20 protein-coding genes are annotated in these 20831 nt (G+C 71.2%); 6 read left to right on the top strand and 14 right to left on the bottom strand.

Translation table 11 applies throughout. The features are described 5' to 3' along the window. Positions 1-1422 carry an FAD-binding oxidoreductase gene (locus tag DFJ67_RS07690; protein WP_203783275.1) on the top strand — a complete coding sequence of 474 codons (1422 nt, stop codon included), beginning with the start codon at positions 1-3 and terminating at the stop codon, positions 1420-1422. On the opposite strand, the gene DFJ67_RS07685 is transcribed toward DFJ67_RS07690, so the two are convergent. After that, positions 1399-2409 (bottom strand): TAXI family TRAP transporter solute-binding subunit, encoded by a 1011-nt coding sequence (locus DFJ67_RS07685; protein WP_116067242.1) that lies wholly within the window; start codon positions 2407-2409, stop codon positions 1399-1401. The two genes, DFJ67_RS07690 and DFJ67_RS07685, sit on opposite strands and share 24 nt — an antisense overlap. Continuing rightward, on the bottom strand, positions 2406-4907 hold the full coding sequence (locus tag DFJ67_RS07680) for a TRAP transporter permease (RefSeq protein ID WP_116067241.1): 2502 nt from the start codon (positions 4905-4907) through the stop codon (positions 2406-2408). Before DFJ67_RS07680 ends, DFJ67_RS07685 begins: the two co-directional genes overlap by 4 nt. A gap of 83 nt (positions 4908-4990) precedes the next feature. Here DFJ67_RS07680 and DFJ67_RS07675 point away from each other — a divergent pair, with 83 nt between their 5' ends. From DFJ67_RS07675 to DFJ67_RS07665, 3 genes are all read left to right on the top strand, one after another. Next, positions 4991-5413, top strand: a complete 423-nt coding sequence (locus tag DFJ67_RS07675) for a YccF domain-containing protein (protein ID WP_116067240.1) — start codon at positions 4991-4993, stop codon at positions 5411-5413. A 91-nt stretch (positions 5414-5504) separates the two neighbouring features. After that, positions 5505-7049 (top strand): MFS transporter, encoded by a 1545-nt coding sequence (locus DFJ67_RS07670; protein WP_203783273.1) that lies wholly within the window; start codon positions 5505-5507, stop codon positions 7047-7049. Beyond that, positions 7039-7632: an acyl-CoA-like ligand-binding transcription factor gene (locus DFJ67_RS07665; protein ID WP_116067239.1), complete on the top strand. Its 594-nt coding sequence runs from the start codon at positions 7039-7041 to the stop codon at positions 7630-7632. The genes DFJ67_RS07670 and DFJ67_RS07665 overlap by 11 nt, the downstream gene beginning before the upstream one ends. A 59-nt stretch (positions 7633-7691) precedes the next feature. Here the strand turns inward: DFJ67_RS07665 and DFJ67_RS07660 are convergent, their stop codons facing one another. The 5 genes from DFJ67_RS07660 to DFJ67_RS07640 are packed head-to-tail and all read right to left on the bottom strand — an operon-like array spanning position 7692 to position 11807. After that, entirely contained in the window at positions 7692-8660 is a 969-nt protein-coding gene (locus tag DFJ67_RS07660; protein ID WP_239097035.1) for a quinone oxidoreductase family protein, read from the bottom strand. Then, positions 8657-9019 carry a hypothetical protein gene (locus DFJ67_RS07655; protein WP_116067238.1) on the bottom strand — a complete coding sequence of 121 codons (363 nt, stop codon included), beginning with the start codon at positions 9017-9019 and terminating at the stop codon, positions 8657-8659. The genes DFJ67_RS07660 and DFJ67_RS07655 overlap by 4 nt, the downstream gene beginning before the upstream one ends. Beyond that, positions 9016-9882 carry a DODA-type extradiol aromatic ring-opening family dioxygenase gene (locus tag DFJ67_RS07650; RefSeq protein WP_116067237.1) on the bottom strand — a complete coding sequence of 289 codons (867 nt, stop codon included), beginning with the start codon at positions 9880-9882 and terminating at the stop codon, positions 9016-9018. Before DFJ67_RS07650 ends, DFJ67_RS07655 begins: the two co-directional genes overlap by 4 nt. A gap of 12 nt (positions 9883-9894) precedes the next feature. Continuing rightward, the gene (locus DFJ67_RS07645; protein ID WP_116075814.1) at positions 9895-10677 is read right to left on the bottom strand and encodes a citryl-CoA lyase; all 783 of its coding nucleotides are present in this window, start codon (positions 10675-10677) and stop codon (positions 9895-9897) included. Beyond that, positions 10662-11807 carry a CaiB/BaiF CoA transferase family protein gene (locus DFJ67_RS07640; protein ID WP_239097034.1) on the bottom strand — a complete coding sequence of 382 codons (1146 nt, stop codon included), beginning with the start codon at positions 11805-11807 and terminating at the stop codon, positions 10662-10664. The genes DFJ67_RS07645 and DFJ67_RS07640 overlap by 16 nt, the downstream gene beginning before the upstream one ends. A 194-nt stretch (positions 11808-12001) precedes the next feature. Between DFJ67_RS07640 and DFJ67_RS07635 the strand changes: the two genes are divergently transcribed. Further along, on the top strand, positions 12002-13426 hold the full coding sequence (locus tag DFJ67_RS07635) for an amidohydrolase family protein (RefSeq protein WP_116075812.1): 1425 nt from the start codon (positions 12002-12004) through the stop codon (positions 13424-13426). Between the two features lie 3 nt (positions 13427-13429). After that, complete coding sequence (locus DFJ67_RS07630; protein WP_116067236.1) at positions 13430-14239, top strand: IclR family transcriptional regulator domain-containing protein; 810 nt, start codon at positions 13430-13432, stop codon at positions 14237-14239. Here the strand turns inward: DFJ67_RS07630 and DFJ67_RS07625 are convergent. From DFJ67_RS07625 to DFJ67_RS07595, 7 genes are all read right to left on the bottom strand, one after another. After that, positions 14236-15345: a TolB-like translocation protein gene (locus DFJ67_RS07625; protein ID WP_116067235.1), complete on the bottom strand. Its 1110-nt coding sequence runs from the start codon at positions 15343-15345 to the stop codon at positions 14236-14238. The genes DFJ67_RS07630 and DFJ67_RS07625 overlap by 4 nt on opposite strands. Beyond that, entirely contained in the window at positions 15338-15868 is a 531-nt protein-coding gene (locus tag DFJ67_RS07620; RefSeq protein ID WP_203783272.1) for an RNA polymerase sigma factor, read from the bottom strand. The genes DFJ67_RS07625 and DFJ67_RS07620 overlap by 8 nt, the downstream gene beginning before the upstream one ends. A gap of 109 nt (positions 15869-15977) precedes the next feature. After that, positions 15978-17507 carry a dolichyl-phosphate-mannose--protein mannosyltransferase gene (locus DFJ67_RS07615; protein WP_239097033.1) on the bottom strand — a complete coding sequence of 510 codons (1530 nt, stop codon included), beginning with the start codon at positions 17505-17507 and terminating at the stop codon, positions 15978-15980. Positions 17508-17616: 109 nt separating this feature from the next. Further along, positions 17617-17892, bottom strand: a complete 276-nt coding sequence (locus tag DFJ67_RS07610) for a hypothetical protein (RefSeq protein ID WP_147315446.1) — start codon at positions 17890-17892, stop codon at positions 17617-17619. Positions 17893-17928: 36 nt separating this feature from the next. Further along, positions 17929-18426 (bottom strand): MarR family transcriptional regulator, encoded by a 498-nt coding sequence (locus tag DFJ67_RS07605; protein ID WP_116067232.1) that lies wholly within the window; start codon positions 18424-18426, stop codon positions 17929-17931. Between the two features lie 9 nt (positions 18427-18435). Then, the gene (locus tag DFJ67_RS07600) at positions 18436-20166 is read right to left on the bottom strand and encodes an NAD-binding protein (RefSeq protein ID WP_116067231.1); all 1731 of its coding nucleotides are present in this window, start codon (positions 20164-20166) and stop codon (positions 18436-18438) included. A 37-nt stretch (positions 20167-20203) separates the two neighbouring features. After that, complete coding sequence (locus tag DFJ67_RS07595; RefSeq protein WP_116067230.1) at positions 20204-20764, bottom strand: RNA 2'-phosphotransferase; 561 nt, start codon at positions 20762-20764, stop codon at positions 20204-20206. Between the last annotated feature and the right edge of the window lie 67 nt (positions 20765-20831).

The raw sequence follows: 20831 nt of genomic DNA, 5'->3' as shown, positions 1-20831 counted from the left end.
GTGACCGTGGAGCCCGACTGGTCGGCGTTGCGCAACCACATCAGGGGTGAGGTGGTGCTGCCCGCTGATGCCGGATATGAGACAGCCCGCCGGCCCGCCATCGCCCGCTTCCACCACGTGCGCCCGCAGGCGGTCGTGCAGTGCGCGGCCGACGCCGACGTGGTGGTCGCGCTCGCCTTCGCCCGGTCGGCCGGCGTGCCGATCGCGATCCGCGGCGGTGGCCACTCCTTCGAGGGCACCTCGTCGACCGAGGGCATGGTGCTCGACCTGAGCCGGATCAACGGAGTGTCCTTGTTGGACGTCAATGCCAACGGCTCCGGTGGCCCGCTGGTGCGGGTCGGCGCCGGCGCGCGGCTGGGCGAGATCTACGACGCGCTCGCCCCGGCCGGCGTGACGATCCCGGCCGGTTGCGGCCCGGCGGTCGGCGTCGCCGGGCTCACCCTCGGCGGCGGCCTCGGTGTGCTGGGCCGGGCGCACGGCCTGACCAGCGACGCGCTGCGGGCGGCCAGGGTGGTGCTCGCCGACGGCCGGATCGTCGACTGCGACGACGAGCTCGAGCCGGAGCTCTTCTGGGCGCTGCGCGGCGGCGGCAACGGCACGATCGGCGTGGTCACCTCGCTGCTCTTCGCGTCGGTGCCGGCGCCGGCGATGACCTCGTTCCACTTCACCTGGGAGCCCGAGCACCTCCCGGCCGTGCTCGCGGCCTGGCAGACCTGGGCGCCCGCGGCACCCGAGACGATGGCCGCCAGCCTGGTCGTGTCGACCGCCGCCGACCCGGCGCTGATGCCGGTGACCAGCTTCTTCGGCGCGGCCCACGGCACCGAGGCGGCCGACGTCGCGCTGCTCGAAGAGTTCGTCGACCGGGTCGGCGAGCCGGCGGCGACGCAGACCCACCAGCGGGCACCACACCGCGACACCAAGCGCCTGCTGGCCGAACTCGACGTGCACGGCGTGCCGCCCCGGCCCGACGCGCACGCGCACAGCCGGTCGGAGTTCTTCGCCCAGCCGCTCGACGGCGACACCCAGGCGGCGCTGATCGCGTTGCTGACCACCGACCGGCGGGCGGGCGAAGAGCGCGAGCTCGACTTCACCCCGTGGGCCGGTGCCTACGACCGGGTCGCGCCGGGCGCGACCGCGTTCCCACATCGCCACGAACGCTTCCTGCTCAAGCAGGCGGTGGCCGTCGACGCCGACGCGGGTGCCGACGAGCGGATCGCGGCGCGCGACTGGCTCGACCGCTCGTGGCAGCTGACCCACCCGTTCGGCACCGGCGGCGTCTACCCCAACTTCCCGGACCCGTCGCTCGACAACCCGACCCGGGCCTACTACGGCACCAACGCCGACCGGCTGCGCGCGGCCGTCCGGGCCTACGACCCGGACGGCGTCTTCGCGTCTGGGCTATTTGGCGCCGAGGTCGGTTAACGCCTTGTCGGCGCCCCGGTGCAACTCGACCGGGTCGGTCTGGCGGGCCTTGTCGAGGCTGATCTCCTTGGCGGCCGCGTTGGCCTGCTCCAGTTGCGGCTTGCGGTCGAAGAGCGCCTTGATCAGCGCGCACGCCACGTTGGCATCCAGGTCTTCCTTCACCAGCAGCAGGTTCGGCACCACGATGGTCTTGGCGTCGGCCGGCAGGGCGTAGGTGGCGGCCGGGATCGCGCCTTCTTCGTACGCCGGACTGATCTTGTTCATCTCCGGCAGCAGCGGGCTGATGTCGACGAAGGCCACCTGGTCCTTGGCGGTGGTGAACAGGTCGGTGATGCCGGGCGTGGGCAGGCCGCCCGACCAGAAGAGCGCGTCGATCGAGCCGTCCTTCATGCCGTCGACGGTCTTCTGGAGGTCGAGCCGCTGCGCCTTGACGTCTTTGGCGGGGTCGAGGCCGGCCGACTGGAGCAGCCGGTTGGCGATCACCTCGGTGCCGGACCGCGGCGACCCGGTCGAGACGGCCTTGCCGCGCATGTCGGCGACGGACGTGATGCCGGCGTCCTTGCGGGCGATCACCTGGGTGTAGTTGGTGTAGATCCGCGCCAGCGCCCGCACCGGCTGCGGCCCGGTGAAGCTCCCCTTGCCCTGCACCGCATCGGCAGCGGTGTCGGCCAGCGAGAAGGCGAGCTGGTAGGTGCCGCCCACCAGTTGCTGGATGTTCTGCACGGACGCGCCGGTCTCCGCCGCGGTCCCCTTGATCTTCCCGTTGGTGGCATCGGAGAGCTGCGCGGCGTAGGCGTTGCCGAGCGCGAAGTAGACCCCGGTGGAGTTACCGGTCGCGATGCCGATCCGGGTCTCGTTGGCGACCTCGCAACTCACATCGCCGCCGGTGTCAGTGCCGGCGACATCCTGCCGCCCGCCGCAGCCGGCAAGCGCGACACCAAGGCCGACGACAAGGGCGGCGGCGCAGATCCTGGCCGATCGTCTCATGTGGACTCCTCTTCCGTGGCTGGCGGTACGGACGTCTCGGTCTCCGATGCCTTGCTCTGCTGCCGTCCACGCCCCACCCGGGGCCGGGCGGCTGCGGTGCCGGCCGGCGCGGCGTCGGTGGGCGCGGACGTCTCGGCCGGCGCCGCCTTGCTCTGCTGCCATTGGCGCCCCACGGGTCGCGGACCAGCCGCTGCCGCGTCGGCAGCAGCGTGGTCGGCGGCCGACGCGTCGGCTGCCATTGGGTCGGCGGCTGCCGGGTCGGTCGCTGGCGTGTCGTCTCGTGTGGGGTCGGCCGCTGCCGGGTCGGCGGGTGCCGGGTTGGTCGGTGGCGTGTCGTCTCGTGCGGGGTTGGTCGCTGGCGGGTGGCGCCGTGCGGGGTCGGCTGCTGCCGGGTCGGCGGGTGCCGGGTTGGTCGGTGGCGTGTCGTCTGGTGCGGGGTTGGTCGCTGGCGGGTGGCGCCGTGCGGGGTCGGCTGCTGCCGGGTCGGCGGTTGCCGCCCCGGCTGACGCGCGGCGGTGCGACCAGACCAGGGCTGCGGTGATCAGCAGCAGGACCGCCGCGATTGAGATGGTCGCTGGGTGCAGGTAGAGCAGGAGTAGGCCGGCCAGCGCGGCCAGGACCCGTGGGACCGCGGTGGCCCGGCCCACGCCGAGCAGCCAGCCGCCCGTCGCCACCGCCAGCGCGGCGACCGCGGCGCAGGCGGCGATGGTGGTCCAGACGATGCCTAGCCACGGGCCGCGGGCCAGCAGGTATTCGCCCGGGTCGGTGAGTACGAAGGCGACCGGCACCAGGAACGCCGGTAGGGCGTATTTCAGTGCCTGCCACATCGTGGCCACCGTGCGCCCGCCGGTGATCGCGGCCGCGCCCACGGCGGCCAGTGCGGTGGGTGGGGTGACCTCGGAGAGCACCGAGTAGTAGAAGACGAACATGGCCGCCGCCGGCGCCGAGACGTCGAGGGCCAGCAGGGCCGGCCCGATGATCACCCAGCCGATGATGAACGAGGCGGTGACCGGCACCGCCAGGCCGAGCAACGAGAGCGCCAGCGCGGCGAAGACCACGGTCAGAGCCAGCACCGCCGTGCGGTTGTCGGCCAGTGCGTCGGCCGTGCGGACCAGCAGCGACGCGAGTTGGGCGCCCAGACCGGTCTTCGTGGTGGTCGCCGTGATGATGCCGGCGGCCGCGCAGACCGCCGCCACCGGCAGCACGCCGCGTACGCCGGCCGCGAGTGCCTCGAACAGCCGGCGCGGTGTCAGCCACGCCTGGCGGTCCAGGAAAGACAGCAGGAAGGCGAGGCCGGTCGCGTAGACCACCGCTCTGGTCGCGGTGACCCCGACCGCGAGCAGGACGACGATCGCGACCAGCGAGGAGAAGTGGTAGCCGAACCGGGCCAGCAGCCGCCACACCGAGGGGACGTCGAGGTCGACCGCGCGGACCCGGAACCGGCGGGCGTCGATCTCGACCGCGAGCAGGATGCCCAGGTAGTAGAGGACGGTGGGGATCATCGCCCAGCCGAGGACCACCAGGTAGGAGACGTCGAGGTATTCGGCGACGATGAACGCGGCGGCGCCCAGGGTGGGCGGTGACAGGATCGCGCCGACGCCGGCCGCCGCCAGCATCCCGCCGGCCTGTTCCGGTGGGTAGCCGGCCCGCCGCAGGATCGGCCAGGTCACCGCGCCGACGCTGACGGCCGTCGCCGTGCCCGAGCCGGAGACTGTGCCGAGCAGGAAGCCGGAGGCCACCGCCGTGCGGCCGGCGGCGCTGCGGGAGCGGCGGAACGCGGCGACCGACAGGTCGACGAAGAACCGCCCGGCGCCGGAGAGGTCGAGCACGGCGCCGTAGATGGTGAACAGCACGACGTAGGACGCGGCGACGTCTAGTGGGGTGCCGTAGAAGCCGCTGCCGGAGTTGTATAGCGCGTCGACGATCTGGTCGAAGTCGAGCCCCGCGTGGGCGATCGACCAGGTCTGTGGCAGCAGGCCACCGTAGTAGCCGTAGGCCAGGAACAGCAGGCAGACAACGGGGAGGACCCAGCCGGTGGTACGCCGGCAGGCCTCGACCACCAGCACCAGCAACACGGCGCCCATCGCGATGTCGGTGGGCTCGAGCAGGCCCTGCCGGTCGAGGAAGGCGTTGTAGCCGAAGAGCACGGGGTAGAGGCAGACCCCGACGGTGACCACCGCGAGCACCCAGTCGACGACCGTCGGCCGGTCGGTCGCGGGCCGCCAGCGGGCCGGCATCGGGATGCCGCTGCGGTAGGCCAGGAATATCAGCGGCAGCGTGCCGGCCAGGAAAATGATCAGGTAGTACTGGCTGCCCTGCGGCAACGGCCGGAAGACCTGCACCAGCACGAACACGGCGACCGCGCACGCGACGACCGCAACGCCCCAGCCGACGCGCCCGGTGAGCACCCGCGCGGGCCGCTCCTCGTCATCGAAGGCCGGCAGGGCAGCATCATCCACAGTGGACGTGCGCTTGATCGGCGGCGGTGCATCCGACATGTCCGGACCTTACTACCGCATCGAGCAATGCGCAGGTATCTATGCCCGTCCGGAGGGTGGCGTACAGGGTTCATGATGAGAGGATGATCCGCTTTATTCTGAACGTCCTCTGGCTGATCTTCGGTAGCGGAATCGTGCTGGCCCTGGTCTACGGGCTGGCGGCGTTGATCTGTTTCGCCCTCATCATCACGATTCCGTTCGGCGTCGCCGCGCTGCGGCTGGCCAACTATTCACTCTGGCCCTTCGGCCGCACTCTGGTCACGAAGCCGACATCGGGCGTCGCGTCCGACGTTGGCAACGTGATCTGGGCCGTCGTCGCCGGCTGGTGGCTCGCGCTGACGCACATCGTCCAGGGCATCGCGCAGTGTCTGACGATCATCGGCATCCCCTTCGGGATCGCCAACTTCAAGCTGGTTCCGGCCGCGTTCTGGCCGCTCGGCCGCGAGATCGTCGAGATCGACGACCCCGCTGCCGCGTGGCGGACCCCGCGGGTGTCGGCAGCCTGAGAGGAAACTGAGAGACACCACAACTTGACAGTCTCTGGAAAGTAGGAGCTACTCTCACTTGAGATTAGCTTCTACATTCCGGGGGTTGATAGTGCCGACGTCTCGTTCCAGCCGATGGCTAGCGCTTGGTGCGCTGGCCATCGCGATGCTCACCATCGGGCTCGACACAACGGTTCTGACCGTTGCCCTGCCGACCCTTTCCGTCGACCTGGGTGCCTCGAACGCCCAGCTCCAGTGGTTCGCGTCCGCCTACACGCTGGTTCTCGCGGCCGTGCTGCTGCCGGCCGGCTCGCTCGGTGACCGGTTCGGCCGCAAGCGCTTCCTGCTCGCCGCGCTGGTGCTCTTCGGCGCCGCCTCGGCCCTCTGCGCCTACGCCGGCAGCGCCGAACTGCTGATCGGCGCTCGGGCCGCCCTCGGCCTCGGTGCGGCGATCATGATGCCGCTGTCGATGGCGGTCCTGCCGGTGCTGTTCCCGGACAGTCGCGAGCGGGGCCGGGCGCTCACCATCTGGGTCACCTCGACCGCGATCGGCCTGCCGCTCGGCCCGATCGTGGGCGGCTGGATGCTCGAGCACTTCTGGTGGGGCTCGATCTTCCTGATCAACGTGCCGCTGGTGATCATCGGCATCCTGGCGGTCGCGCTGTTCGTGCCCGAGTCGCGCAGCAACCACTCGCGGCCGGCCGACGTGCCGGGCATCCTGCTCTCCTCCGCGGGGCTGCTCGGGCTGACCTACGGCTTCATCCGGATCGGCGACGACGGCTGGTCCGACCTCGCCGACTGGGGGCTGATCGCGGCCGGGCTCGCCCTGCTGGCGCTGTTCGTCGCGTGGCAACGCCGGGTGGCGTACCCGTTGATCGATCTGAAGCTGTTCCGCAGTCGGGGCTTCACCCTCGGCTCCACGCTCGCCACGGTCGTCAACTTCGCGATGTTCGGCCTGCTGTTCCTGGTGCCGCAGTTCCTCCAGGCGGTCAACGGCGAGAGTTCGCTCGGCACCGGCCTGCGGCTGTTGCCGATGATCGGCGGGCTGCTGGTCGGCACCCGGGTCGCCGGTCGCGCCGTGCGGAGCGTGGGCTCTGGTCCGCTGGTCGGTGCCGGCTTCGTGCTGCTCGCTATCGCGCTCGGGCTCGGTGCGATGACCACGGTCGAGACGGGGTACGGGTGGACCGCCACCTGGATCACCGTGCTCGGCGCCGGGATGGGCATGGTCATGCCGGTCACGATGGCCGCGGCGATGGACGCGCTGTCGGTCGAGCGGGCCGGCTCCGGCTCCGCGGTCGTGCAGGCGCTGCGCCAGGCCGGCGGCACCATCGGCGTCGCCGTGCTCGGCACCGTGCTCAACGCCGGCTACCAGGCGGGCCTGGGCGACGCCGCGGTGCGCCCCGTCTCCGACAGCGTCTCGGCCGGCGTCGCGGTCGCCGGGCAACGCGGCGATCTGGGCTTGCTGGACACCGTACGCACGGCCTTCGTCAGCGGGATGAACCAGACACTCTGGGTCTGCGTGGCGATCTGCGCGCTGGCCGCGGCGGTCGCGTTCTGGCTGCTGCCGCGCCGGCCCGCCGCGCCGTCGACGCTGGAGGCGGCGCCGGAACCGGTGGTCGGTCCGGCGCCGGTGACAGAATCGCTACATGTCGGCTGAACCAGAGTTGGGGCTCGGGCTCCGCGAGCGCAAGAAGCTGCGGACCCGGGCCACCATCCGCGACCAGGCCATGCGTCTGTTCGCCGAGAAGGGCTATGGCGAGACCACGGTCGAGCAGATCGCGGAAGCCGCCGACATCTCGCCCAGCACGTTCTTCCGCTATTTCCCGTCGAAGGAACAACTCGTCCTGGTCGACGACTACGACCCGATCATGATCCGTGAGTTCCTCAACCAGCCGGCCGAGGTGCCCGTGCTCACCGCGTTGCGGCGCTCGATGGAGCACGTGTTCAACAACATGGCGCCGGAGCAGTTCGAGCGGGAGATGGCCCGGCAGCACCTGATCCGCACGGTCCCGGAGTTGCGCGCCGCCCAACTCGACGAGTTGCAGCGAACGATCGCCCTGCTCGCCGAGGGCGTCGCCGCCCGGGCCAACCGGCCGCCAGACGACCTGGAGAGCCGCGCGTTCGCCGGTGCGGTCGTGGGCACCGTAATGGGCGCGATGCACGACGACTTCAAGTTTTCCCTGGAGCGGATGTTGGCGGCCCTCGACTTCTTCGAAGGCGGCTTTCCGTTCGCTCGCTGAGATCTCGGGTGGGATGCGGCCGGGCCGAACGGGGGAGACGGCCCGGCCGCATCCCTGGGCTAGACCGTCAAGACGATCCGGCCCTGGATGGTGCCCGTGGCCTGGCGTTGCCAGGCTTCGGCGGCCGCTTCCAGCGGAACCGCCTCGTAGGCGGTGCGTAACCGCCCGGCGGCGACGTGGTCGGCGATCTCGCTGACCGTCACCGCCTTCTGCGCCGCCGTGAGCTCGTTGTTGGTGTAGCCGAGCACCCGCAGCGACCGGCTGCGCAGGGTCGCCGAGTCGAACGGCGCCGTCTCCGCCGCCGCGCTGCCCAGGTTGACCAGCCGGCCGCCGATCCGCAGGGTGCGCAGCGCGGCCGCGGCCGCGACGCCGAAGAGCGGGTCGAGCACCAGGTCGACCGGGCCGTCGGCGGCGTCGCCGAGCCGCCGGGCGAGCGACATGACGTCGTCTTGCTCGTAGACCGCGACCACCGAGTCGGCACCGGCCTGGTGCGCGCGTTCCTGCGCGGCGGACGAACGGGCCGCCGCGATCACCCGGCGGGCGCCGTGCAGCTTCGCGATCTGGATCGCCGCCTGGCCGACCACGCCGCCCGCGCCGAGCACCAGCACCTGCTCGCCGGCGGCCAACTCACCGCGCTCGAGCAGGGCGTTCCAGGCCGCGACGGCCGACAGGCCCAGGGCCGCGACCAGCCGGTGGTCGACGTTTTCCGGCAGCCGGGCCAGGTCGGCGGCGGGCACCACCGCGTGCTCGGCCATGCTGCCGTCGCCCGGCTTCATGCCGGCGTCGGTGGGGAACCAGACCGGGGTGCCGTCGTCGAGCCGGCCGACACCCTGCACGCCCGGCACGTAGGGGCAGGCCGGCACGCCGAAGTAGGAGGTGCCCGACGCGCAGAGCAGGTCGAGCGGGGTGATCGGAGCCGCGGTGACGGTGACCCGGACCTCACCTTCGCCGGCCGGCGGAAGGGCACGGTCGATCACCCGCGGCGGCTGGCCCGCGGGGTCGACGACGGCGGCGCGCATCGTGCTCATGTCGCGATGTCGGGGTAGGGCAGGTCAAAGTGGGCGAGCCGGGCCGCGTATTGCTTCTGGAAGGCCAGCGGCTCCGCGTGGTCCCGCTCGAACATCGCGATGAACAGCGTCAGCGTGAGGAACGGGTGGGCACCCAGCTCGAAGAGCTTCACATAGTCGTGTGTGGACAGTGCGGTGCGCTCCGTGTCGTCGAAGCGCAGCCAGGTGCTGGCCTCGCCGGTGTGGCAGTTGAGCACCGAGTTGGCCCGCTCGGCCTCCCACCAGGTGACCGTGCCGACCGGGTCGTCGCGGTAGCGCTCCACCAGGTCGGGGTCGCGGTCGACGGTGTAGAGGAACTTGTCGATCAAGTAACGACTCATGCCGCCGGCGCTCCGTTCGGATACCAGGTGAAGTAGGCCTCCATGGTGTGGAACAGGTCGAGGGAGTCGACGTAGTCGGCCTTGGCGCCGGCGCCCGCCACGCCCATCATCAGCATGAAGTCCATGAAGCCGTGTGTCGCGTTTCCGGGTGCGTGCAGGCTGTCCAGCGTGACTTCGGACAGGCAGCCGTCGAGGTCGCCGCTTGCGATCCACTCGACCGCGCGCCGGTCGAACTCCGGATCGGGGCCGTGCGGGCCGAACTGCCGCGGGCCGCCCAGCTCCAGCGAGAGGTGGCCGGTGCCGATCACGGCGACCCGCAGGTCGCTCGGCCACGACTCGACCAGCTCGCGGATCGTCTGTCCGAGTTGGACGAAGCGCTTCGGCTGGGGCAGCGGCGGCGCGAAGATGTTGGTGTAGATCGGCACGATCGGCAGGTCGGCCTCGGGCCGCAGCGTGATGATCGGGCAGGTGATGCTGTGGTCGATCCGCAGCTCGTTGCTGAACGCCAGGTCGAAGCCGGCGTCGAGGCCCTCGCGCAGGATGTAGGACGACAGGTCTTCCTGGCCGCGGAGCAGCATCTTCGGCAGGCCGAACTCGCGTTCCTCGTTATACCAGTTGGCGTCGTAGAACGGCGCCTTGCCGACCAGGAACTGCGGCATGTTGTCGAGCCAGAGCTGGTGGAAGTGGTCGGAGCCGACCATCACCAGCACGTCGGGGTTGGCCCGGGTCAGCGTCTCCCGGAAGGCCAGGATCTTGCTCGTCCACTCGTCGGCGAACGGCGGCCGGTCGGCACCGGTCGCGGTGCTCGCGCGGTAGTAGAACGGGTGATGTGTGGAGGCGATGACCGCGACGACTTTGGCCATGTTCGCTCCTCTTCAGTCTTGGCCCGGCGGGACATACCGGGCGTGGCGGTCAACCGTGGTGTAGATGTCCATGCCGAGCGGTGCGCTCTTTTCCTCGGCCAGGTGGCCGAGCAGGCCGGCGGCGCGGGCCAGCAGCGCGAAGCCGCGCAGCAGGTCGACCGGCAGCCCGAGGTCGGCCAGCGCGGCACCGGCGACGCCGGCGCCGTTGAGCGGCAGCGTACGACCCAGGATCTCCGGGTGCACGCGGCCGATCGCCTGGAACAGCTTCAGGTGCGGGCCTTCCAGGCCCTCTTCCCGGGCGATGCCGATCAACACGGGGGTACGCGGATCCTGCACCTTGTGCACGGGGTGGCCGAGACCGGGGACGAATCGCTTGGCCGCGCGCGCCTCGGTGATCGCGGTGCGGGCCAACTCGTCGAAGTCGACATCCGCTGGGGCGTCGCGCAACGTCTCCGCCAGGAACCGGCCGCAGTCTTCGGTCACGCCGAGGAAGCGGGAGCCGCCGCCGAGCAAGCCGGCCGCCAGCGCGCCCTGGATCGACTCGGGCGCGCTCAGGTAGGTCAGCCGGGCAGCGATGGCGGTCGGGGTGAACCCGTGGTCGGCCAGCGAGACCAGGACCGTCTCGAACACGCGCGTCTCGCTCGGCGTCGGGCGGCGCTTGGTTACCAGCCAGAAGGCCAGCTCGCCGAAGCCGACCTTGCCCATCAGGTCGGCGGCGAGATCCTGACCCAGCAGGGAGATGGTGTCGGCGTCGGACGTGCCGAGACCAGTCGGAAACCTCAGCTCTTCAGCCATGCGCGGATCTCCTCCCCGTGTTGGTCGAGCCCCGGCGGCGGCAGCTCGTAGCGCGTGGGTGTCGCCGAGAAGGTGATCGGGTTGCGCACGCTCGGCACCGCTTCGTCGCCCGCGCCAACCTCGACCACCGGATCAAGACCGAGCTCATTGGCGTACGCGACGCCGCCGTCAAGGGTGTTGATCGGCGCGCACGGGATGCCGGCGGCCAGCAGGTCGCGGAACCACTCGTCCTTTGTGCGGGTGCGCAGCACCTCGACCAGCAGCGGGCGCAGCGCCTCGCGGTTGGCGGTGCGGTCCTGGTTGCGCCCGAACCGCGGGTCGTCGACCAACTCCGGGAGGCCGAGCACCTGGCAGAGCTTGCGGAACTGCCCGTCGTTGCCGGCGATCACGATCAGCTCGCCGTCGGCGGTCGGCAGCGGCTCGTAGGGGAACAGGCTGGGGTGGGCGTTGCCCATCCGGAACGGCACGGTGTCACCGGCGACCACCGCACTGCTGTGGTTGACCAGGCCCGACAAGGCCGACGAGAGCAGGTTGACCTCGACGTGTTGGCCGCGCCCGGAAGCCGCGCGGTGGTGCAGGGCGGCCAGGATGCCGATGTTGGCGTGCAGGCCGGCCATCACGTCGAAGACCGAGATGCCGGCCCGGTAGGGCGGCCCGTCGGGATCGCCGGTGAGGCTCATCAGCCCGGAGATCGCCTGCACCATCAGGTCGTAGCCCGGGATCGACGCGCCCGCGCCCGAGCCGAAGCCGCTGATCGAGGCGTAGACGATGCCCTCGTTGCCGGCGGCGACCGTGTCGTAGTCGAGCCCGAACCGGGCGAGGCCGCCGGGCTTGAAGTTTTCGATCATCACGTCGGCCCGCCGCGCGAGCTCCTGGGCGGCGGCCAGGTCGTCGGGTGAGCGCAGGTCGAGTGCGATCGACCGCTTGTTGCGGTTGATGCCCAGGTAGTAGGTCGCGACCCCGTCGCGCACCGGTGGCATCCAGGTGCGGGTGTCGTCGCCGCCCGGGCCTTCGACCTTGATCACGTCGGCGCCCAGGTCGGCGAGCAACATGGTCGCGTAGGGACCGGCGAGGATCCGGGAGAAGTCGGCAACCAGGATGCCCTTCAGGGGCCCGGTATTCTCCGCCACTCGCTAGCTCCCTTGCTGAATGTCCGCTGAGCGGACGGGCGTCCGTACACCTTTATCTTGGTCATTAAATGGCTCAGTTCGCAACCACCGAGCAATGCTAACGTCTTGACGGCGGCCGGTGAGCGGGCTCACAATCGCGACGTTCGAGACTGGCTGGCCGCTAGGCGGACTAGTGTCCGATAGGAGTGACGGCGATGAGCGTGCTGTTTCGCAACGGCCTTGTGCTGACGATGGATAACCACCACACCGTGCTGCGGGATGCGGACGTGCTCGTGGTGGACGACAAGATTGCCGAGATCGGCGCCGGCCTGACCGCGCCCGAGGGCACTGTCGAGATCGACGCCACCGGCGGCATCATCATGCCCGGCATGATCGACACCCACCGGCACCTGTGGCAGACCGCGATGCGGGGCTACGGCGCCGACTGGACCCTGACCCAATACTTCGTCTGGTACTACCTAGAGTCCGGCAAGCGCTTCCGGCCGGAAGACATCTACGCGGGCAACCTGCTCGGCGCGATCGAGGCGCTCGACGCCGGCGTCACCACCACGGTCGACTGGTCACACGGCCTCCAGACGATCGACCACGCCGACGCCGCGGTCGACGCGCTCGAGGCGGTGCCCGGCCGGTTCGTGCTCGCCTACGGCAACATCCAGCAGGGCCCGTGGGAGTGGTCGGCGGCGCCGGAGTTCCGCGACTTCGTCAACCGCCGGCTGCACGGCAAGGGCGACATGCTGGGCTTCCAGATGGCGTTCGACGTGACCGGCGATCCGGCCTTCCCGGAGAAGGCGGCCTTCGAGGTGGCCCGCGAGCTGGGCGCGCCGGTGACCACCCACGCCGGTGTCTGGGGCGCGACCAACGACGACGGCATCCGGCTCATGCACGAGAACGGCTTCATGACGCCGCAGTCGATCTACGTGCACGCCGCGACGCTGACCCGCGACTCCTACAACCGGATCGCGGCGACCGGCGGCTCGGTCTCGGTCTCGACGGAGAGCGAGCAGAGCGCCGGCCAGGGCTACCCGCCCACCTGGCAGCTCCGGCACCACGACATCCCGGTCTCGCTGTCGATGGACACGAGCGTCTGGTGGAGCGGCGACCTGTTCTCGGCGATGCGCTCGACGCTCGGCGCCGACCGGTCCCGGGAGCACATGGAGGCGCACAAGGACGCCGAAACGGTCACCCACTGCCACCTCCGTGCGGAGCAGGTCGTCGACTGGGCGACCATCGGCGGCGCTCGCGCGCTGGGTCTCGACTCGGCCGTCGGCAGCCTCGAGCCGGGCAAGAAGGCCGACGTGGTGCTGATCAAAAACGACCACTCGCCGGTGATGTTCCCGGTGCTGCACCCCTACGGCCACGTCGCGTTCCAGGCGCAGCGCGGCGACGTCGACACGGTCGTGGTCAACGGTCGCATCGTCAAGCGTGACGGCCGGCTGGTCGACGTCGACCTGGCCGCCGCCCGCGCCGCGATCGGCCGCACCGTCGACTATCTCGTCGGCGACATGGGCGAGGAGGCCTGGGCCAAGGGGATGAACCCCGACGTGCCGGAGACCAAGGTGACCGACAACCCCTACACCTACACCGACTACGACGCCGGCTCGGCGCAATGGAAGCATTGAGAAATGCCACGCGAGTCCGGACCTGACTTCATCGAAGCGCTGGCCCGCGGGCTCGACGTCCTCCGTTCGTTCCCGGCCGGGCAGCCCGTGCGCACGCTGAGCGATCTCGCCGGCGCGACCGGGCTGGCCCGGCCCACGGTGCGGCGGATCCTGCTGACCCTCGAAGAACTCGGCTACGTGCGGGCCGCCGACCGGGGCTACGCCCTGACGCCGCGGGTGCTCGAGCTGGGCATGGCCTACGTCAACTCGCTGAGCATGTGGGACGTCGCCCGACCGCACATGGAACGGCTGGTCGCGCAGACCAACGAGTCGACCTCGATGGCCCAGCTCGACGGCAGCGACATCGTCTACGTGGCCCGGGTGGCGGTGCCGAAGATCGTGACCCTGGCGGTCACCATCGGCACCCGCTTCCCGGCGCCACCCACGTCGATGGGCAAGGTGCTGCTCGCCGCCCTGCCGCCCGAATCGCTGGCCGCGGTGTTGGCCGAGCCGACCCGGTCCGGCATCACGGCGCGCTGGCGGCCGGCCCGTGACGAGCTCGACCGCCAGCTTCGCGAGGTGCGGGCCAAGGGCTGGGCGCTGGCCGACCAGGACCTGGCACCCGGCATCCGTTCGGTGGCGACCAGCGTCCGCGACGGCGACGGAGCGGTGGTCGCGGCGATCAACGTGACCGTGCACGCGGCCGAGACCTCGGTGGAGCGGCTGACCGAGGAATACCTGCCGTTGCTGCTGCGCTGCGCGGCCGACATCGGCCACGACTGGTCCCTGATGGGCGCGATCCCGTTGGCCGTGACCGCGCCCGGCAGGGGCTAGTTGGGCGTGTAGGCGAGCAGTATCCGGTTGGCGTTGGCGGCCGATTCGACGCTCCGGGCGATCACCCGGTCGTGCTTGTCCAGCCGCACCAACTCCGAACCTCGGTTGGTCCGGATGCGGGCCAGCATGCCGCCGTCGGCGAGGAACACCGCGCTGCGCAACTCGCCCTTGACCGGCAGGTGGACGCTCTTCTTCGAGCGGACGTCGATGACGGTGTCGCAGCCAATGCTCCGCGCGGCGTCGCCGCCGTTGCCGTTCGGGGGTGCGGTGCCGACGCACACCCGGCCGCCGTCGGCCGAGATTCCCATCAGGCTGACGTAGAGCCCTCCGCCGATATCGGCGGACCTCAACGTCACCTTGTCGCCTCCATCGAGATCCTGGACCGTGACCCCGTGGACGTCGCCGTGCAGGTAGCCGAGCCGACTGCCGTCGGCCGACCAGCGGTAGTGGCAGCCTTTGGGAGCGCCGAGGTCGTCGCCCGCGCCACCGGCCAGGTAGAGCACGCCGAGGAAGTTGCCGCCGGGTAGGACCTGGGTGATCAGCAGGCGGGTCGAGTCGCCGGACCAGACCGGCTCGTTGCACATGTTGTCGACATCGAGATGCACGGTGCGGCGGTTGCGGCCGTTCACGTCCGACATCATCAGGTTGCCGTCTTCGACCCAGGTCACCTTCTTGCCGTTGGGTGACACGTTGAGGCTGAGAAAGTCGCCCGGGTAGCCGCGGCCGTCGAGATAGAGCTTGCCGTCCAGGGTCAGGTAGAACACCTTGCCCGTCACCCGGGGCACGCTCGGCGCCTTGGTCGCGGTGGGCTTCGTCGGAGTCGGCGTGGGTGTGGCCGGCGCCGGGTGGGCCGGCGTCGGGGTCTGCGTCACCACGACCGGTGGCGGAGTCGGGACGGCGTCGTTGTTCGCCGCCGCGAAGCCGACCGCGGGGCCGCCGACCAGCAGCACCGCGGCGGTGGTGATGGCCGCCGCACCGACCCGGCGCCGGTGCCGGACCGAGACGTAGGCCGCAGCGCTGCCGGGCGCGGTGACGTAGGGCGCCACCTCGCGGCGCAACGCGGCGAACGCCTGGGCCAGACGCGGGTCGTCGTCGAAGTCAGGCACGGTCCGCCTCCTCTTCGCTGAGCTGGGTGGCGAGTGCGGTCCGGGCGCGATGCAGCCACGACTTCACGGTGTTCTCCGAAACGCCCTCTTGCCGAGCGATCTCAGCGATCGGCAGGTCGGCGAGGTAGTGCAGGATCACCGCGCGACGGTGGTCCGGCTTCAGGGTGGCCAGCGCGTGGGCCAGCGCCACCCGGTCCGGGCTCGGCTCGGCGACGTGGGCCAGGCGCTGCTGGCGCAGGAACAGCGCGGCCGTGCGGGTCTTGCGCCACCGGCTGGTGACCAGGTTCCAGGCGACCCGGCGCACCCAGGCAGACGGGTCGTCGTAGTCGGCCAACCGCTTCCACCGGGCCAGCGCCCGACAGAACGCTTCCTGCGCGATGTCCTGCGCACCGGCCAGATCACGCGTGTACGCGTACAGCTGGATGGTCAGCGCCTGGAAGTGCGCCGAATAGAACTCTTCGAAGCTGGTCTGGCCTGGCGGCCCGAAGCCGGGCACCAGTTCGAGATCGCCCCCGTCTCGCAAGGAAACCACCGTCCCCGCATCCTCCCCGATGGCGGCCGTCCCTTGTGGTTGGCCGATCGGGATCAACACGCATCGTCGCGCAGGGAAGTTGCGGACGGGGATCGGACAGTTACGGGTTCCAGCGGTTGCCGAGCCACATCCGCTTCGCCCAGTCGGCGTAGGGCAGGAACTCGCCGACGAAGAGCTGGTAGAAGTAGGCGAAGCAGAGGATCACCAGCACGACGTACGCGGCCGCGGCCACCGAACCGATCAGGCGACGGTCGCCGTGTTCCTCGCCGGGTGGGCCGATCATCGCGCCGAGCACGTAGACCACCGCGAGCACGAAGAACGGCAGGGCCGGGGCGGTGTAGAACGAGAACATCACCCGGTGCGCGTCGACGGCGTAGTAGAACCAGGGCAGCAGGCCGGCCGCGGAGATCAGCAGGATCGCGCCGGCCCGCCAGTCGCGTCGGGCGATGCCCAGCCAGGTGGTCGCCACCAGTGCGGGCAGGAACGACCACCAGAGCAGCGGGGTGCCGAGCAGGATGATCTCGGAGACCGGTGCCTGACCCCAGGGCGCACCGGGGTAGGCCAGGTGGATCGTCACCGGCTTGCCGAGCAGCAACCACTGCCACGGCCACGACTGGCTCGGGTGCTTGGTCTGGAGCGTGGAATGGAAGTTGAACGCCTCGTGGTGGTAGTGCCAGAGGTTCTGGAGCGCGCCGATGATCGGCAGTTCCGACTGGCCGTTGGCGGCCCGGTAGTGCCGGAAGTAGCCGTCGTCGGTGAGCAGCCAGCCCGACCACGACGCCAGGTAGACCGCGACGATCACGACGCCGCAGATGACCAGCCAGCCGCTTTCCTGGCGGAGCGTGGCCCGCCAGGGGCGGTCGACCCCGACCGAGCGCCGGGCGCCGGCGTCCCACCAGAGCACCAGCAGCAGGAAGACCGGCAGGAAGAACAGCGCGCTCCACTTGGTGGCGACGGCGCAGCCGAACAGCACCGCTGCGAACAGGCGCCACCAGGGTACGCCGGCCGGTGCCGCGGTGCCGGCCGTGATCGTCTCCAGCCAGGCGCGTCGCCTGGCGTCGCGGTCGACGAGCAGGGCGCCGAACGTGGCGAGCACGAACAGCAGCAGGAACATGTCGAGCAGCGCGATCCGCGACAGCACCAGGTGGAAGCCGTCGAGGGCGAGCAGCAGGCCGGCCGCGCAGCCCAGCACGGTCGAGCCGAACAGCCGTCGGGCGATCCGCACCATCAGCAGCACCGACACCGTGCCGGCCACGGCGACCGGGAACCGCCAGCCGAACTCGGGGGCGGCGTTGACCAGGTGGCCGACGGCCCGTTGGTTGCCGCCGTCGTCGTAGTAGCCGAACGCCCACTCGCCCAGCGCGATCAGCCACTTACCGAGCGGCGGGTGCACCACGTAGGCGGGCACGTTGTCGGTGTAGTTCCACTCGACGCCCTTGGTGAGCAGCCCCCACCCGTCTTTGGCGTAGTAGGTCTCGTCGAACAGCTTGCCCTCGGGCCGCGACAGCCCGGTGAACCGGACCACGGCGGCGACCAGCACGACGAAGCCGGTCGCATACCAGGAGGCCAGGTTGCCGCGGGGGTCGAACGGCGCCAAGCGGCGCAGGGTGACTTCCGGGGCCGCTAGCACCGCGCGATCATAAGGGCAATCGCAAGGGTCTGTCTCGCGGTGATGACCGGCGTGGTTCCAGGCGGCGGCTGGGCCCGCCGCAGCCCGGTCAGCACCGCGAGACAGACCCTTAAACCCGCGCTGACCATCCGCCTGCTGGGGGCTTGCGGACGACCTTGGTCAGGTCTTTCCAGATCGAGCGGCCGCCGGTCGACGAGGCCATCAACCGGTCGACCCAGGCCCGGGCCGCCCACTCCTCGTCGAACGCCGGCCAGGTCACGTCGCGCTCCTTGTCGCCGGCGCGGGCCCGCACCAGCCAGCCCGTCTCGGGGTCGCGATGCAGCCAGATGTCGCGCCGCGTCGCACTGTTGCGATCACCGTTCCACCATCGTCCGACCAGCTCCACGATCGACAGGCTATCGAACACCTGTTCGAGTCGCAATCACCCGCCGGCCCGGTCGGCGGCCAGGGTGTCGGTGGCGAGCCGGCCGGCCCGGGTCGCGTGCCGCAGGAAGTCGGCGACCAGTGCCAGCTCTCCCTCGTCGCGGCCGGCGCAGAGCTCCTCGATCGCCCTGCCGAGGCCGCCGTAGAGCCGCATCAACTCGGTGCTGCGGCCGCGAACCGCGTGCACGGCGACCGCCCGCCGGTCGGTGGCGTCGCGTTCCCGGGTCACCCAGCCGCCGCGTTCGAGCCGGTCGAGGACCCCGGTCATGGTCGCCGGGTGCAGGCCGGCGCGGCGCGCCAGCGCGGTCGGGCTGACCGGGCCCTCGCGGCTGATCAGCTCGAAGCAGTCGAGGTCGATGTCCTTGAGCTCGACGTGCCCGCCGACCTGATGGTTGAGCAACGAGAGTTGCACCCGCAACTCGCGCAGGGCGGTCATGATCGCGTGGGCGTGCTGCCGCCGGGCGGTGCGCGCGACGAGGTCGTCGGCGGTGCTCATCGGCACAGCCTACGGAGCGTCACCGTCTGGTGCGGGGCGCGGCCGGGTGAGCAGGCGCAGCGGCTGCGGCTCGGGCAGCGGCGGGGCGTTGGGGTTGGGCCGGGTCTTGGCCAGCAGCCCGGCCAGCCCGGCCCGGGTCGCGACGACGATCAGCCGGTCGGTGCGCACCAGCTTGCGCCGCTCCGGGACGGTCCACAGCGTCTGCCCGATCCGGCCGGTGCGCACGGCGATCAGGCGTACCTCGTTGGGCCGGTTGACCTCGGGGCACAGCCGTCCTTCCAGGTCGGAGCCGGCACCCACCGGCAACTCGGCGACCAGCAGCACCCGCCGCCCGACCGGGATCGCGTCGATCACCTCCCGGCCGAACAGCGCCGCGGCGAACGCCGGCGCGGCGAGGTAGGAGACGCTGCGGGACAGGTCGATGTCGAAGCTGCGCTTGACCCGGCGCGCGAACCCCTCGTCGTAGAGCCGCAGCACCACCCGCAGCCGGCCGCCGTGCAGCGCCCGGCCGAGCAGCGCGGTCTCCAGGTTGGAGACGTCGTCGGTGGACAACACCAGCAGGGCCCGGGCGGTGCCGACCGACGCGGCCCGCAGCGTCTCCTCGCTGTTGCCGCTCGCGATGATGACCGGCACGCCGAGTTCGCGGGCGACGGCGACACCACGGGCGTCGGCCGAGCGGTCGACGCACACCACGTCGACGCCGAACCGGTGCAACTCGCGGAGCACCCGGGTGCCGACGTTGCCGAGGCCGACGATGACCACATGCCCGGCGACCGGCCGGGTCAGCGCGCCGGAGTTGACCGCGAGCCGGGCGGTGACCACGGCCTCGACGATCAACACGGTGACGAACGGGACCAGCACGACACCGGCCAGCGCGAGCGTCGCGAGCACCACCTGCTCGACGGCGCCGCCGGAGACGTCGCCCTCGATGCCGCCGAGCGCGGTGACCGAGGCCAGGTAGGCGGCCTCCCACGGGTTGAGCCCGCGCAGGTAGGCCAGCAGCATCGTGCTGAGCCCGAGCAGCGCGCCGACACCGAGCAGGGCGTAGCGCAGCCGGCGCCGGCCGAGCACCAGAGCGGTCACCCGCAACGGTTGCCGGCTGCGCCGCGGTGCCGGCCGGGGCGGCTCGCCGTAGCGGCGGACCAGCAGCAGGTCGGCGGTCGCGTCGTCGGGCGGCAGTGTCTCCGGCTCGGCGCGGCCGTCGACCACGGCCAGGCCGCAGACCACCTCGTCGGGATCGGGGTGCTCGTCGCGATGGGCGGTGACCAGGAACTCGTCGGTCAAGCGTACGTAGGTCGGCGTGTCGTCACCGAGGGCGGCCGCGACGAACGCCGGTGCGGCGATCTCCGAGCCGGACAGCACGTCGCAGTCGCCGAGCATGGCGGTCACGCCCTTGGCCAGGATCGGGTTGAACACGCGTACCACGATCCGGGCGGTCGGGTTGAGCTCGCGGACCATCATCGCGGCGTCCACATTGGCCACGTCGTCGCGCTCGACCAGCGCGACCGCGGTGGCATCGGCGACACCGGCGCGGACCAGCACATCCGGCGTGAGCCGGGCGGCGGCCACCAGCACGGGCCGCAGGTCGGGGTCGCCGGTGTCGGGCTCGAGGTCGGCGATCTCCGGCGCCTGGTCGGCGTCGGCCGACCGGACGATCACGGTGACCGGGACGCCGTAGGTGTTGACCAGTTCGTTGGCGAGCCGGCGCGCCAGGGTGTTGTCGCCCCACACCAGGAACACGCCCGGATGGTAGCCACCGGGCGCACCCGCGTCGTCGCTATGCGGTCAGCCGGCTGATGAACGTCGGTGGAACGTGTTCGGTCAGCCACACGCCGTTGGCGCTGCACTGGAAGCTGTGGCCGGCGGCGGCCATCGCCGCCGCGTCGACCGCGAGCACCGCGGTCGGCCCGCTCCGCCGGGCGCCGACCCGCCGCGCGGTGTGCACGTCAAGCGACAGGTGTACGGCATGCCGGCGGCGCTTGACCAGCCCCTCCCGCAGGATCGCCGGCACCGCGGTAGCCGACGTGCCGTGGAAGAGCCGCGGCGGTGGCGGCCGGTCGTCGAGCCCGAGATCGACCGCGACCGAGTGGCCCTGGCTGGCGCGGATCTGGTCGCGCCCATCGGGGCCGGTGCGGATCGCGAACCGTTGCTTGTCGTTGCCCGAGACGACCGAGTCGAGGGTGGACCGGTCGAGCGCGACCCCGTGCGCGGCGAACGCGGCCAGCAGCACGTCGATGTCGATCCAGCCGTGCGGGTCGAGCGTCACCCCGATGTTGGCCGGGCGGTGTCGCAGCACCAGGGAGAGGCGCTTGCTGACCCGCACCAGATCGTCGTCCACGCGGCCATTGTCGCTCCGGTCGATCCGAACGGGCCATCACTTTTACGAGCGCGCGGGAAGTAGCGTG

This window comes from Asanoa ferruginea, from assembly GCF_003387075.1.
GTDB lineage: Bacteria > Actinomycetota > Actinomycetes > Mycobacteriales > Micromonosporaceae > Asanoa > Asanoa ferruginea.
The sequence above is the reverse complement of the archived record's forward strand: the minus strand, read 5'-3'. Positions and strand labels throughout refer to the sequence as shown.